Annotated in this window: 15 protein-coding genes; 8 read left to right on the top strand and 7 right to left on the bottom strand. The window is 46.6% G+C overall.

Annotated elements, in window-relative coordinates; genetic code table 11:
- The first annotated feature begins 6 nt into the window (after positions 1–6).
- The 3 genes from AC5JBY_RS08505 (at position 7) to AC5JBY_RS08495 (ending at position 2,262) form a co-directional block, all read left to right on the top strand.
- Positions 7–639, top strand: coding sequence for a ClpP family protease (locus tag AC5JBY_RS08505; protein ID WP_495904144.1), 633 nt, complete (start codon positions 7–9; stop codon positions 637–639).
- Positions 640–764: 125 nt separating this feature from the next.
- Positions 765–2,003 (top strand): ATP-dependent Clp protease ATP-binding subunit ClpX, encoded by a 1,239-nt coding sequence (clpX, locus tag AC5JBY_RS08500; protein ID WP_495904143.1) that lies wholly within the window; start codon positions 765–767, stop codon positions 2,001–2,003.
- 85 nt (positions 2,004–2,088) lie between these two features.
- A complete protein-coding gene (locus tag AC5JBY_RS08495) occupies positions 2,089–2,262 on the top strand; it encodes a hypothetical protein (RefSeq protein WP_495904142.1) in 174 nt (57 codons plus the stop codon).
- 13 nt (positions 2,263–2,275) lie between these two features.
- Here AC5JBY_RS08495 and AC5JBY_RS08490 read toward each other — a convergent pair whose 3' ends face one another.
- The 6 genes from AC5JBY_RS08490 to porX form a co-directional block, all read right to left on the bottom strand.
- Complete coding sequence (locus AC5JBY_RS08490) at positions 2,276–2,728, bottom strand: c-type cytochrome (protein ID WP_495904141.1); 453 nt, start codon at positions 2,726–2,728, stop codon at positions 2,276–2,278.
- Between the two features lie 119 nt (positions 2,729–2,847).
- The gene (locus tag AC5JBY_RS08485) at positions 2,848–3,990 is read right to left on the bottom strand and encodes an acyl-CoA dehydrogenase (RefSeq protein ID WP_495904140.1); all 1,143 of its coding nucleotides are present in this window, start codon (positions 3,988–3,990) and stop codon (positions 2,848–2,850) included.
- 108 nt (positions 3,991–4,098) lie between these two features.
- Positions 4,099–5,046 (bottom strand): ComEA family DNA-binding protein, encoded by a 948-nt coding sequence (locus tag AC5JBY_RS08480; RefSeq protein ID WP_495904139.1) that lies wholly within the window; start codon positions 5,044–5,046, stop codon positions 4,099–4,101.
- A 61-nt stretch (positions 5,047–5,107) separates the two neighbouring features.
- On the bottom strand, positions 5,108–5,884 hold the full coding sequence (locus AC5JBY_RS08475) for an MBL fold metallo-hydrolase (protein ID WP_495904138.1): 777 nt from the start codon (positions 5,882–5,884) through the stop codon (positions 5,108–5,110).
- An 18-nt stretch (positions 5,885–5,902) separates the two neighbouring features.
- A complete protein-coding gene (locus AC5JBY_RS08470) occupies positions 5,903–6,178 on the bottom strand; it encodes a hypothetical protein (protein WP_495904137.1) in 276 nt (91 codons plus the stop codon).
- Positions 6,179–6,385: 207 nt separating this feature from the next.
- Positions 6,386–7,942: a T9SS response regulator signal transducer PorX gene (porX, locus tag AC5JBY_RS08465; protein WP_495904136.1), complete on the bottom strand. Its 1,557-nt coding sequence runs from the start codon at positions 7,940–7,942 to the stop codon at positions 6,386–6,388.
- A 111-nt stretch (positions 7,943–8,053) separates the two neighbouring features.
- On the opposite strand from porX, the gene AC5JBY_RS08460 reads away from it, so the two are divergent.
- The 5 genes from AC5JBY_RS08460 (at position 8,054) to AC5JBY_RS08440 (ending at position 13,712) form a co-directional block, all read left to right on the top strand.
- Entirely contained in the window at positions 8,054–9,271 is a 1,218-nt protein-coding gene (locus tag AC5JBY_RS08460; RefSeq protein ID WP_495904135.1) for an HD domain-containing protein, read from the top strand.
- A gap of 25 nt (positions 9,272–9,296) precedes the next feature.
- Positions 9,297–10,349, top strand: a complete 1,053-nt coding sequence (gene lpxD / locus AC5JBY_RS08455) for a UDP-3-O-(3-hydroxymyristoyl)glucosamine N-acyltransferase (protein ID WP_495904134.1) — start codon at positions 9,297–9,299, stop codon at positions 10,347–10,349.
- A gap of 284 nt (positions 10,350–10,633) precedes the next feature.
- Positions 10,634–12,040: a bifunctional UDP-3-O-[3-hydroxymyristoyl] N-acetylglucosamine deacetylase/3-hydroxyacyl-ACP dehydratase gene (locus AC5JBY_RS08450; protein ID WP_495904133.1), complete on the top strand. Its 1,407-nt coding sequence runs from the start codon at positions 10,634–10,636 to the stop codon at positions 12,038–12,040.
- A 222-nt stretch (positions 12,041–12,262) separates the two neighbouring features.
- Positions 12,263–13,069, top strand: a complete 807-nt coding sequence (gene lpxA / locus AC5JBY_RS08445; protein ID WP_495904132.1) for an acyl-ACP--UDP-N-acetylglucosamine O-acyltransferase — start codon at positions 12,263–12,265, stop codon at positions 13,067–13,069.
- Positions 13,050–13,712 carry an ABC transporter ATP-binding protein gene (locus tag AC5JBY_RS08440; RefSeq protein WP_495904131.1) on the top strand — a complete coding sequence of 221 codons (663 nt, stop codon included), beginning with the start codon at positions 13,050–13,052 and terminating at the stop codon, positions 13,710–13,712. Before lpxA ends, AC5JBY_RS08440 begins: the two co-directional genes overlap by 20 nt.
- Before the next feature lie 3 nt (positions 13,713–13,715).
- On the opposite strand, the gene AC5JBY_RS08435 is transcribed toward AC5JBY_RS08440, so the two are convergent.
- Entirely contained in the window at positions 13,716–14,942 is a 1,227-nt protein-coding gene (locus tag AC5JBY_RS08435) for a hypothetical protein (RefSeq protein WP_495904130.1), read from the bottom strand.
- Between the last annotated feature and the right edge of the window lie 51 nt (positions 14,943–14,993).

Genomic DNA, 14,993 nt, shown 5'->3' with positions numbered 1-14,993 from the left:
TAAAATATGAACTATTCAAAATATTCAGTGATGCCCTTTCGCATGGACGATGAAGAAGAAGAAAAGGAAGAGCAGCCCAAGTCCGACCTCATGATGTTCAGCAAAAAGCTGGAACAATATTTCTTCGACACCCGCAGCGTTTACCTTTGGGGAGTTGTAGATGACAAATCAGCCCGCGATGTAACAGCCAAATTGTTACTCCTGGATGCCGATAAGCCCGGAACAGAGATCAAATTCTATATCAATAGCCCCGGTGGCATTGTTACCAGCGGCATGGTGATTTATGATACCATGAAAATGATCAAAAGTCCCGTAAGCACCATTTGTATGGGCCTGGCAGCCTCTATGGGCTCCATCCTCCTCAGCGGTGGCGCAAAAGGCAGCCGCTATATTTACCCCCATGGAGAAGTAATGATCCACCAGCCCAGCCTGGGAGGTCATATCCAGGGCGTTAGTGCCGATCTGGAAATACAGGCTAAACAAACCAAGCGCGTAAAAGAGATTAGCGCCCGTATACTGGCCGAAAATTGCGGCAAAAAGTTCGAACAGGTCATGAAAGACTTCGACCGCGACTACTGGATGGATGCCAAAGAAGCCATCGAATACGGTATCGTGGACAAGGTCATCGATAAAATATAACTTACTAAGGATCAATGCTAATAAGCATTATCCCTTATTAACGTATCAATAATTCCGGCTACAGGGTATTTAATTGGATTTAGCAAAGCCTTTGAATACCTTTGTAGCCGGAGATTTATAAAATAATGGCAAAGACAACCTTACATTGTTCTTTTTGTGGACGTAGCCGGGATGAGGTGAAGATCCTTATTGCCGGTCAGGAAGGACATATTTGCGAGAACTGTGTAGAACATGCTCGTGAGATCATCGAGCAGGAACTCATGATCCGCAGTGAAACACCTGCAGCCTCCCCTTCATTCAAGCTGAACGTAAAGAAACCCGTAGAAGTAAAACGCTTCCTGGATGAATACGTAATTGGCCAGGATGAAGCCAAAAAAGTAATGGCAGTAGCCGTTTACAACCACTATAAAAGACTTCAGCAAAAAGGCGCCGAAGGCGATGTAGATATCGAAAAGAGCAACATCGTCATGGTAGGGGAAACCGGTACTGGTAAAACCCTCCTGGCCAAAACCATTGCCAAGCTCCTCAACGTACCCTTTGCTATTGTAGACGCCACCGTATTTACAGAAGCCGGCTACGTGGGAGAAGACGTGGAAAGCATACTCACCCGCCTGTTACAGGTATGTAACTATGATGTACCTGCTGCAGAACGTGGCATCGTATACATAGATGAGATCGATAAAATTGCCCGCAAAGGCGATAACCCCTCCATCACCCGTGATGTGAGCGGCGAAGGTGTGCAGCAAGGTCTGTTGAAACTGTTGGAAGGTACTGACGTATTAGTACCGCCACAAGGCGGCCGTAAACACCCCGAACAAAAGCTTATCAAGATCAATACCCAGAATATCCTCTTTATTTGCGGAGGCGCATTTGATGGTATCGACAGGGTAATTGCCCGCCGGGTGAATACCAACGCTATCGGCTTCAATGTAAACAAGGACCTGCAGGAGCACATGAAAAAGAACCTGCTGCAGTACATCAATGCCACCGACCTCAAATCGTTTGGTTTGATCCCTGAGTTACTAGGCCGTTTACCGGTAGTTACACACCTCAATCCGCTGGATAAGCCCACCCTGCGTTCTATTCTTACCGAACCCAAGAACGCGTTGATCAAACAGTACAAGAGACTGTTTGAACTGGAAAATATCCAACTGAATGTTGACGAAGATGTGCTGGACTTCATGGTGGACAAAGCACTGGAGTACAAACTTGGAGCAAGAGGATTGCGTAGCATTTGTGAAAGCATCCTGACCGACGCCATGTTTGAAATGCCATCTTCCAAGCAGCAGGTTTTCCACCTTACATTGGAATATGCCCAGAAGAAGTTCGACAAGAGCAAAATGAGCATGCTCAAAGTAGCATAAGCTTTACAAATCATATTACATCCATACTCAGAGACACATACCTTGTGTCTCTGTTTTTTAGTACTCACCTTAAATTCTACAGACTATGGACGAGCTGATCAAAAAACTTATGGCCGAAGGATTAACAGAACAACAGGCTTACAAAACCGTTGAGATCATAAAGAACTTTGCCAAAGAAAAATTCCCCATCTTCGGTGGCGCCATCGATAAAGTGTTCGACAAATATGCGAAGAAAAGCGATGATGATTTCATGCCGTAGGTAAGCAAAGTCATTACTTACGGTGCCGCCAGATGTATTCAAGGATCTCATCGATATCCCCATCACTCAATTGCGGGAAAGTAGGCATTGGTGTCTTATTCCACTTTTCGTACAGATCGTTGAAATACCGGTTACCGGTTTTTAATACAGAATCACTATTCCTGATCCAACCACGTAAAAGGGGTTTATCCTTTATTTTGTCTTCGATGTACGGTAACCCAACCTCATCATCAGTTTCGCCAAGCTTATGGCAAGTTCCACAGTTTTGATCAAACAGCCATTTACCCTTGGCATTGTAAACACGCGGTTCTCCAGCATTATCGGCATTTGTAATAAAAACCCGGGGAAGTTCTTCAACCTGTTGATGACGCTCGGAGGAAGTTAATAACTGAACAAAACCAAGGCCAGCCAGTATTACCAGCAGCAGTAAGAAGCCACGGAGTATATAGCCGACTTCTTTGTTCATGTGGTAAAGTTAAAGCACAAATACTACCACTGCAAGAGATTGCCCTATACATAAATCAAATAAAAAAGGCCCCGCAACCAACGGGACCTTTGACGTGACAAGCAACCTTTCGAAAATTGTCAGGGCTTTAAAACCTCTCTTGAAATAACCAGTTTTTGGATTTCAGAGGTGCCTTCACCGATAGTACATAGTTTACTATCGCGATAAAATTTTTCAACCGGGAAGTCTTTGGTATAACCATACCCCCCGAATATTTGTACTGCATCGTTAGATACTTTCACAGCCACTTCACTGGCATAATACTTAGCCATCGCCGCTTCTTTGGTCATCTGTTGCCCCCTGATCTTCAGGTCACAGGCTTGCAGGGTTAGTAATTCAGCCGCCATAATCTCCGTGGCCATATCAGCCAGCTTGAAAGAAATGCCCTGAAAATTAGAGATCGGCTGGTCAAACTGGTGACGTTCTTTGGAGTATTTCACAGACGCTTCATAAGCGCCTTTCGCAATACCCAGCGACAGAGCAGCTATCGAAATACGCCCACCGTCCAGCACCTTCAGGGATTGTTTAAAACCCGCTCCTACTTCACCAAGACGGTTAGTATCCGGTATCCTGCAATTATCAAAGATCATTTCTGCGGTTTCACTGGCCCGCATACCCAGTTTATTTTCTTTCTTACCTCCCGAAAAGCCCGGTGTCCCACGCTCTACTATGAAAGCAGTAGCGTTGTCTTTAGACCTTGGCTCACCAGTACGGGCAATCACTACAGCCACATCCCCACTTTTACCATGGGTAATCCAACATTTGGTGCCATTCAGCACCCAGTGATCACCATCACGCACGGCGGTGGTCTTCATGTTACCAGCATCACTACCGGTATTAGGCTCAGTCAACCCCCAGGCGCCCAGCCATTCGGCCGTAGACAGCTTGGGAAGGTATTTCTGCTTTTGCTCCTCATTCCCAAAAGCCAGGATATGGCCCGTACAAAGAGAATTATGAGCAGCCACGCTTAACCCAATAGAACCACACACCTTACTGATTTCCTGTAAGATGGCCACATACTCCAAATAGCTAAGACCAGCACCATTATACTTTTCAGGCACCAGTACACCCATCAAACCAAGTTTTCCCATTTCGCGGAACACCTGGAGCGGAAACTCCTGAGTTTCATCCCATTCCATTACATATGGCTTAATGTGCTGCTGTGCAAAATCCCGGGCTGTCTGCGCTACCTGTTGTGTTAATTCAGAAGTTTCGAAATTCATAAGATAAAAATCATTGGCAAGAATCACTTAGAGGCTCAATGCTAAGATAGTACTATTTCTAATAAACTAACAATTGTTAGCCCTAAATAATTACAAATATTTTGTCTCCTATTTAACGGCCAGATATGGCTTTATCTTGTCCAGGAGCACAGGAGATATAATATTGATTTGCAATAATTGGTCCAGCGATGCATAAGCCCCATGCTGTAGCCTGTATTGCACAATAGCATTGGCCTCAGGCCAGGAAATATAAGGATGCTGTTGTAGCAGGTCTGCATCAGCAGTATTGACATTAATGGTACGCAGGTTAGGGGCAGCACACAACAACCATTTCCTGACCTGCTGAAAGGTAGAATCCGGTAGCCCATAAGTTTCCCCAACCTGCTCCACCGAATGAAAACCACCCAGCTTTTCCCGGAAATGAATGATTCGTTTCGCCAATTTGCTGCCGATGCCCCGCAAAGCAATGAAAGCCGTTGTATCGGCCAAATTAATGTCGATAACAACCAGTTTGTTGATATTGTCCCGCTTGTATTTCCATGCCGGCGGAGAATCAGCGTCAAACTCAGCTGGGGGAGAATTCCTCCTTGCTTCCTGAATTCCTGCAATGCGCACATAAGGCACCAGCCTGTCGGCCTCGTCTTTCCGTAAGCCATATATCTTATGCAGGTCACCAGGCCGACGAAACCTCCCGCCTTTCGCCAGATACCGCTGGATAGTCAGTGCCGTGCGATCCCTGATGCCCAGCCGTGCCCACCCCTCGGACGATAACGTATTGGGGTCAAACTCAAACAAGACGCCCTGTCCTGGTTCGCTTTCGTCCACCTCCTTTTTATACCGGGAATGATACCCTATACCACCAGCAGAATCTACTGTGGTGGCCGATTGCGATAATTGACGCCTTAACCTTTCAAGAGAAGTCTTATCAGCCTGAACAGGAGGGTCAGGTAGAAAATAGGGCAGTGCTATCGTGGCAAGTATCAGCAAAAGCAACATGATGATACCAGTGCGCTCTTTCTTGGAAAAAGAGAAATATTCCTTCAGGAAGCTTTTCATAGTATATAAGAAGCCGGTAGCGTTAACAAAACCGGTCACCTATACATACGTGATAAATAATTTATAGATTTATCACCAGGCCATCATAACTAATTTGAATACCTGCAGGCAGCTCCTTTTCTACATCGGCATGCTTGCCCATCTGATGACTAAGGTGGGTAAAATAAGTTTGTGGGATCTGTAGCTCCTGGGACACTGCAATACCCTCAGACAGGCTGTAATGCGAGATATGCTGTTCTTTGCGAAGTGTATTTAATACCAATACCTCGCTACCCCGTATCTTTTCCATCTCTGCCGGTTCAATTTTGTTGGCATCGGTGATGTAGGTAAACTTACCAAACCTAAAGCCCAATACCGGCATTTTTAAATGCCATACCTGTACAGGCGTTATCTGAATATCCCCAACAGTAAAAGGGCTGAGATCGATGGTATTAAGATGTATTTCCGGCAAACCGGGATACCTTGTTTCATAAAAGGCATAAGGGAATTCACGGATGATCACCTCCTGCGTCATCTCGTTGGCAAATATCTTCATGGGCTGCTGAGAGAAGAAATTGAAAGCCCTTACATCATCGAGTCCGGCAATATGGTCTTTGTGGGGATGGGTAAAAACGATCGCGTCGAGGTGCTTTACATTAGCCCGTAACATCTGGTAGCGGAAATCCGGTCCTGCATCTACCGCTACGGTGGTAGTGGCCGATTGGACCAGGATGCTTGACCGTAACCTTTTGTCTTTTTTGTCAGGAGACTGACATACCGGGCATTCGCAGGCTATCATGGGTACACCACTACTGGTGCCGGTGCCTAAAAAAGTGATTTTTAAAGAAGGATAACTCACGCGATAAAAATACGACTTCTATCTTTCTGCTGCTGCATGCCTGGCCAGCACATCTTCATAAGTCTTCCGTACGTCAGAAGAAAGAATTTCCGGGTCGATATTCAGTTGGGGAATAAGATCAATGAGCGTATTGATACGTCCCTCCATTTGCAGGAACTTATTCAGTACAACGACCCGCTTTGATTCAAGGATACAATAACCACTCTGGAAATTGCCCCGCTCATAGCGCACCACATATTCCACTTCATCAAGTATCCGTTCAATCTTATCTAATGTGTTCTGGGTATATTTCATAGACGTATCTCCGGGTTCACTAACAAAATTAGCCAAATGTCTGCTCTACGCAGATTATGGGCTATTAATGTTTTCCACACTCAGTGGACAGAAAATCAGCCACTTTTATACAATAATTGCCAAAAAAGCCATCTATTCCATACTACTCAAACAAGAACCAGACCAACAATCGCCCCCTTTCAACTTATCAACTTTTCAACCTGTCAACTACTTATTCGTCATCTTGATCACCGGTATGATCATCTCTTCCAGGCTCACGCCACCATGCTGGAACGTATTCCGGTAATAATTCACGTAATAATTATAATTGTTCGGATAACAGAGGAACAAGTCCTCCTTGGCGAAGATAAACGAGGAATTCACAGTCGGCACCGGCAAACCCGCCTCTTTAGGGTCACGGAAAGCCAATACCTCCTTCGGCTCATAATTCAGGTTCCGGCCATGCTTATAACGCAGGTTGGTAGTCGTTTGCTTATCGCCGATCACTTTGGCCGGTGTCTTTACCCGCACACTGCCATGGTCTGTAGCCAGCACAATATTGATCTTCTTGTCAGCGATCTTCTTTAAAGCCTGGTGCAAGGGAGAATGTTCAAACCAACTCTTGGTTACAGAGCGGTAACTGGTTTCATCACCCGCCAGTTCCTTCAGCACTTCCATTTCCGTACGGGCATGGCTCAACATGTCCACGAAATTGTACACGATAATGTTCAGATCGTTCGTCAGCAGGTTATGAATATTATTTACCAGGTCCTGACCAGCCTGGTTATTCAATATCTTGGTATAAGAAAAGCGCACATCATCACGCTTCATGCGCTTCAGCTGCCCGCGGAAAAATTCTTCCTCAAATAAGTTTTTACCCCCTTCCTCATCATCATTCTTCCATTGTTGCGGATAAGCCTTTTCAATATCCATCGGCAACAAGCCACTGAAAATAGCATTGCGCGCATACTGTGTAGCAGTAGGCAGAATGCTGTAAAAACTTTCCTCTTCCAGTATCCGGAAACTCTCCGCAAAAATGGGTTGAATCGCTTTCCATTGGTCAAAACGCAGGTTATCGATCAACAGGAAAAAAGTAGGCACTCCTTTCTCTACATGCGGCATCACCTTAAACTTAAACAGGTTATGCGACATTACCGGTCCTTCGGTAGATTTAGGGCTTACCCATTTTGCATAGTTCTTCGACACGAACTTGAAAAATTCATTGTTGGCCTCGCTCTTTTGCGATTGGAATATCTCCTGCATTTCCGGACTATCACTCTTCTCCATCTCCAGCTCCCAATACACCAGCTTTTTGTAAAGCTCCATCCACTCATTATAATCCGGGCTGCTGTTGAGCGCCATGAATAAATTGCGAAACTGCTGCTGATAAGCGGTAGTAGTCTTTTCAGCTACCAGCCTTTTATTATCGATGATCTTCTTCAAGCTTAGCAATACCTGGTTGGGGTTTACCGGCTTGATAAGGTAATCTGCAATCTGACTACCGATAGCCTCGTCCATCAGGTTTTCCGTCTCATTTTTAGTGATCATCACAATAGGCACCCCCTGGTTGATCTCTTTGATCTTGGCTATTGTCTCCAGCCCGGTAATACCAGGCATGGACTCGTCCAGCAAAATGACATCCACGATATTATCGCGCACGAAATCCACTGCATCGAACCCGTTGGTCAATGCGCTAACTTCATAACCCTTGTTCTGTAAAAAAAGGATCTGCGATTGTAAACTTTCTATTTCATCATCTACCCAGAGTATCTTTCCTAATGCCATGTAAAATTTTTAAATAGTCCCTCAAAATACATTATTCCCGGTGCAATCAGTTAATATGTACTTTTGTCCGCTCCATTTAGCAATAATTTTAACAAAACAGCAAGCAGCGAAATGACATCCGGCGCCAGAAAGATCATAAACGACCCAGTTTACGGCTTCATCACCCTCGATCATCCCCTTATCTTTAAGGTGATAGCCCATCCCTGGTACCAGCGCCTCCGCCGTATCCACCAGATGGCCTTTGCCCAGTTGGTATACCCCGGCGCTGTGCATACCCGCCTGCACCACTCTCTCGGCGCTTACCACCTCATGAGCAACGCCCTCTATGAATTGAAGAACAAAGGCGTCAACATTACCCCCGAAGAAGAAGTGGCGGCTAAAATTGCCATTTTGTTGCACGACATAGGACATGGACCTTACTCCCATGCCCTCGAAAACAAGCTGCTCAAAGGAGTGCACCACGAAACCATCTCCATCCGGATCATGGAGATACTCAACAATGAACTGGAAGGCGCGCTCAGTCTTGCCATCGATATATTTACGAATAAATACCACAAACCGTTTCTTCACCAACTTATCTCCGGACAATTGGATGTAGACCGTATGGACTACCTCACCCGCGACAGTTTCTTTACCGGTGTATCTGAAGGCGTGATCGGGTACGACCGTATCCTGAAAATGCTCACTGTACGCGACAATGAATTGCTGGTAGAAGAAAAAGCAGTTTATTCCATCGAGAAATTCCTGGTATCACGCCGCCTGATGTACTGGCAGGTATACCTGCACAAGACTGTACTGTGTGCCGAAAAAATGCTGGTGAAGATCGTTGAGAGAGCGCAGGAGCTGATCACAAGGGGGGTAACGGTTAGCTGTACCTCACCCGTGTTCGATTTCTTTCTGCAAAACCACAACACCGTTACCTCTATAGATTCACACCTCGAACAGTTTTGTCTGCTGGACGACTACGATGTACTCGCCACCATCAAAAACTGGGTGTTCCATCCCGATAAAGTATTGTCCAAGTTGTGCCACTGCCTCGTCACCCGGCGTTTATTAAAAGTTAAATTAACGGCCACCCCTACCGATCAAGACTGGCTGGAGAAACAACGGAACAAGATTTGCCACGAAATGCAGATCGATCCACAGGATTGTCATTACTTCCTCTTTGGCGGCGTAGCCGAAAACACCACCTACGACCCCCGCGTGGAAAGTATCAATATCCTGTTTAAAGATGGAACAGTAAAAGACATTTCAAAAGTCGATAATGCATTGATCCATCAGGCCCTCTCCAGCCCTGTGAAAAAGTATTACATTTGCTACTTGAACTAAGCCTCGGGCTCAAAACAATATATACATGCAATTCACGGCAGCACAAATAGCCATGCTCATAAACGGAACCATCGAAGGCGATGCAAACGCCGCAGTTGGTTCTTTCGGAAAAATTGAAGAAGCCCAAACAGGACAACTTGCCTTCCTGGCCAACCCTAAATACGAAGATTTCCTCTACAGTACCGGAGCATCCATCGTTATCATCAATGCCTCCCAGGAACTGAAGCAGCCCGTGAAAGCAACCCTTCTCCGTGTGCCCGATGCCTATACCGCCTTTGCCACCCTCCTGTCCAAATACCAGGAAATGGTAACCCAGCAAATGGCCGGCATCCAGGAACCCAGCTATATTTCCAAAACCGCCAAACTGGGCGAAAACATATTTATCGGCGCCTTCACCTATATCGGAGAAAAAGTAACGTTGGGCAACAACGTAAAAATTTTCCCCAACACCTTTATCGGAGATAATGTGACAATCGGCGACAACACGATCATACATCCCGGTGTAAAAGTTTACCACGACTGCGTGGTGGGTAAAAACGTTACCATCCATGCCGGAACAGTAGTAGGCAGCGACGGCTTCGGCTTTGCGCCCCAGGCAGACGGTAGCTTTAAAAAGGTGCCCCAGATCGGCAACGTAATAGTAGAAGACTTTGTGGAAATAGGCGCCAACGCTACCATCGACCGGGCTACCATGGGCTCCACCCTCATCAAGTCAGGCGCCAAGCTCGACAACCTCATCCAGATAGCACATAACGTAGAAGTAGGCAATAATACCGTGATCGCCGCCCAGGCAGGTGTAAGCGGCAGTACCAAATTGGGAAAGAATGTCTTGATCGGTGGACAGGCCGGCATTGTAGGCCACCTTACCATCGCCGATGGGGCCCGCATCAATGCCCAGAGCGGTGTAAGCAAATCCATCAAAACGCCCAACACAGCCGTAACAGGCTCACCAGCATTTGATTATACCAGCACCCTCCGCAGCCAGGCCCTCAGCCGCAACCTGCCCGATATGGAAAAACGTATCAAGGAACTGGAAAAACTGGTGCAACAACTGCTGGCAGAAAAGGTCAATCTCTGATACCTTATCCGGACCTTTTCCGGAGGTTACCCGGACCTTATCCGGACTTTGTCCGGACCCAGCTCCACGGAGCACCCTCACCACACCCATATACCATCCTGTCTCCATAGGTACGCCACCCTACCTGGCCACGGCTTCCACCTGGTGCCGCCTCACTGTACCCCACAACGTGCACGATACAATCTGAGTCTCTCATTAACAATGGTTTAGGATAATCAATGCCATAAACTGAGCTCCGCAAGCTAACTTTCTGTTATCTTTGCGCCATCCTTTAAAAAACAAGAATGAACGCTACCTTTAATCCTGATAAACAACATACTCTACAATCAGCAGTTAGCATCTCCGGTACCGGCCTACATACAGGCATCAACGTGGACATGACCCTGAAACCCGCCAATGCCGGTTTCGGTTATCAGTTCCAACGTATCGATCTGCCCGGCCAACCAGTCATTAAGGCTGATTGTGAGCTGGTTACGGATACATCACGTGGCACCACCCTCGAAGACAATGGCGCTAAAGTGAGCACGGTAGAACACATTCTCGCCGCCCTCGTAGGCATGGGAGTAGACAACTGCCTGATCGAACTGAACGGTCCGGAAATCCCTATCATGGACGGCAGCTCTTCTCCCTTTGTAGAGATCATTGAAGAAGTGGGGGTTATGGAACAGGAAGCCACCAAGGTTTGGTATACCATCGATACCAACATTTCTCATTACGACGAAAAAAAGAGGGTAGAAATGACTGCCCTTCCTGCAACGGAATATAAGATCACCACACTCATAGACTTCAACAGCCCCGTTCTGGGAACCCAGCACGCCGGCCTGAAATCTATGCAGGAGTTTAAAAGCGAAATATCTTCATCCCGCACCTTCGTATTCCTCCATGAGCTGGAAATGTTGTTGGAGCACAACCTGATCAAGGGAGGCGACATCAACAATGCGATCGTAGTGGTTGACAAGCCGGTTACTGATACAGAAATGGAGCGTCTCGCGAAAGCCTTTGGTCGTAAGAAGATCGAAGTAAAAAGCGAAGGTTACCTCAACAACCTGGAGCTTCGCTTTTCCAATGAGCCTGCCCGCCACAAACTGTTGGACGTAGTAGGCGATCTGGCCCTTATCGGTTACCCTATCAAGGCACATATCATTGCCAACCGTCCCGGACATAGTACCAATGTGGACTTTGCCCGCAAGATCAAGCAGTACATCAAGAAGAACAAACACGTAAAAGACATCCCGGTATACGATCCCAACCAACCCCCGGTCTATACATTACAGCAGATAGAAAAAACCTTGCCCCATCGCTATCCGTTCCTGCTGGTCGATAAGATCATAGAACTGAGCGATCGTCATATAGTGGGTATCAAGAATGTTACTTTCGATGAGCCTTTTTTTCAGGGACACTTTCCTGGCAACCCGGTAATGCCCGGCGTGCTCCAGGTAGAAGCCCTCGCACAAACTGGCGGCATCCTTTGTATCAATGCCATGCCTCCCGGAGAATATGACACCTATTTTCTCAAGATCGATAATGTTAAGTTCAAGCAAAAAGTGGTACCCGGTGATACTATGATTTTGAAAATGGAGTTGTTAGCTCCAATACGTCGTGGTATCTGTGAAATGCGCGGAAAAGTGTACATCGGCAACAAGATAGCTACCGAAGGAGACCTAATGGCGCAGCTGGTAAAACGTGGCTAACGAAGAGGTTAGAGGTAGTAAAATCCCCCTGGCAGAATAAATTATATTTGATTATAGGGGTGAATTGCATGACTTTTGTCTATTTTAGTACAATCATTTAATATCAAACATCAACCGATCCATAAGTATAAGCCAGGCGAACATCAGCCGGATTCCCAGCGGGAACCAATGTCCGTCACTCCCAAAAGCCAGTTCCCGGCTACACTTAAGAATGTAAATACAATGATCCATCCTCACACGTATATCCATCCTAACGCCAGATTGGCCACCAACGTTAAGATCGACCCTTTCACAGTTATACACCAAAATGTAGAGATCGGTGAAGGCACCTGGATCGGTAGTAACGTAACCATCATGGAAGGCGCCCGCATCGGTAAGAACTGCCGCATATTTCCCGGAGCAGTTATTGCCGCCGTTCCGCAGGACCTTAAGTTTGAAGGAGAAGAAACACTTGTTGAGATTGGAGATAATACCACCATCCGTGAATTTGTAACCATCAACCGTGGCACCAAAGATCGCTGGAAAACAAAAGTAGGCAACAATAGCCTCATCATGGCCTACAGCCATCTGGCACACGATTGTCAGGTAGGTAGCTACTGTGTTCTAAGCAACAATACCCAACTGGCCGGCCACGTAGAAGTGGGCGACTGGGCTATCCTTGGCGGTATGTGCGCCGTACACCAATTCGTGAAGATCGGACAACATGCCTTCGTAAGCGGTGGCTCACTGGTAGGTAAAGACGTTCCTCCTTATATCAAAGCAGGTCGTCAACCCCTCAGCTATTCCGGCGCCAACTCAGTAGGCCTCAAACGCAGAGGATTCACCATCGATAAGATCAACCACATACTCGATATCTACCGCATCATCTACAACAAAGGAATGAACACCAGCCAGGCCCTCGAATTCCTGGAAGAAGAGTTCCCCGCCACCGATGAGCGCGATGAAATTGTAACCTTTATCCGCGAAAGCGGCCGTGGTATCATTAAACGCTATTCAAAAGGTAGTGTAGATGAAGATATCGCTGACTAAAGCAGGTAAACGATTCAACCGCGACTGGATATTCCGTAACGTTAATTACGAGTTTACAACAGGCACCGCCTATGCCATCACCGGGCCCAACGGTTCCGGCAAGTCAACCCTATTGCAGGTTATTGGCGGCGCTCTCATGATGAGCGAAGGCGAATACAGCTATGAAGTGCCAGCCATCGGTAATCGTCCGGCAGCTACGGGACATAGCAAACAACCGGGAGAAAGTCTCTACCAACACATTTCCATTGCAGCGCCTTACCTTGAAGCCATCGAGGAAATGAGCGTTACAGAGTTTCTGACTTTTCACACTCAATTCAAGCCACTCCTGCCCGGCATCACCATTCCCCAGGCCATCAGCATTGTGGGACTGGAAAAATCAGCCCATAAACAGATCCGTTATTATAGCAGTGGCATGAAACAGCGGGTAAAACTGGCGCAGGCCATCTTCAGCGATGTACCCTGCGTACTACTCGATGAGCCTTGCACCAACCTCGATGCAGAAGGCATTGCCCTTTACCAAAAACTCATCGCCGACTATTGCAGCGATCGCCTCGTGATCGTGAGCAGTAATGATATACAGGAATATGGTTTCTGCCAGCAGCAACTCAGCATACTGGATTATAAAACCAATAAGACAGCATAGCAATTATTTCTTCGGTACATAAGCACTGGTGCCGATACCCATTGCATCTTTGGAATCAGGATAGAAGTAAAAAGACTGTCGCTTTACCTGCCCATTATTGAAACGCAGCTCCAGCGAATAGCCATTCAGTATATACGTGCCCGCACCATCTTTATGAGCATAGGCAGAAGATGAAACCCCAAAGTCACCGCTATTACTGCCACCGGAAGTACTGACCATTGTAAACTGACCATTCTTATTGAAAGTAATATTGCTGGCAGATACGATCATCACATTCCCGCCAAAAGCAGTGTTGCCACCACCGGAAATAGTTTTATAAGAACCCTGTATCTTCTCCCCATTGGCAGCGGGCTTAGCCCAGAACCAATTCTTCTCCCAGGTGTCAGTTTTATCTCTTTCCTTTTCCTTATTAGGCCAGTTGACCACGATCGTTTTGCCCACCGCTTTCCAGGTGCCCCATTTCCTTGGTTCCAGTTGTTTCGACTTGGCTACATCAAACTTATACGGACTCACCGACGGCCCATCATAAATACTGCCATCTGTCAACATCAGGTAAGGCTCATAACTGGGATAAATACCACCGCCTACACCGGCAATATATTCCATGTGAATGACTATACCCTTCACCTCTCCCGGCTTTAGTCCATTTTCAGTGATCAGGTCATCCGGCTTTACCCTTGTGGAAGTAGTCGTGGGTTTCTTTTCTTCTGTCTTGGCGGTTGAACCAGTTCCCGTGCCCTCCAACTTAACACCATCCTGCTTGGCCAGCTTACCAAAATGAACAATAGCAGGTTGAATATTTGCTTTGAAATAGTTAGCATCGGGAGAGCTCACCATGCGGGCCAGCCTGTATTCATCTTTCAACTGATAGCCCATATAAGCAATGAGCCATTTCCTGCCACTTTTATCGCTCACCTGCGTAGTATACGTGTAAAAGCCACTTTGAACAACCACCTGAACATTATCACTGGCTGGGATGGTATATCCAGACTGTTGCGCATCATTGCTTAAAATCCCTTTGAACCAGCTGTTGCCGGATTCACCATTACTGTTTTTCATGGGCATCACTTCATATACAAACTGTTGTCCGCCACCACTGGAAGCAGGCATAAAAAGATAACGGCCGCTCTGCTCCTGCATCTTCCAGCCGGAAATGGGAGACATAGAAGACTGAGCATAACCTGCTCCAACAATGTAAAGAGAAAGAAATAAGGTAGTAATTGCTTTCATAAGCCTTGGTTTAATGGGCTATGAAAAACAACTATCGCGCCAGAGGGAAAG

The organism is Paraflavitalea sp. (assembly GCF_059502485.1).
The sequence above is the reverse complement of the archived record's forward strand: the minus strand, read 5'-3'. Positions and strand labels throughout refer to the sequence as shown.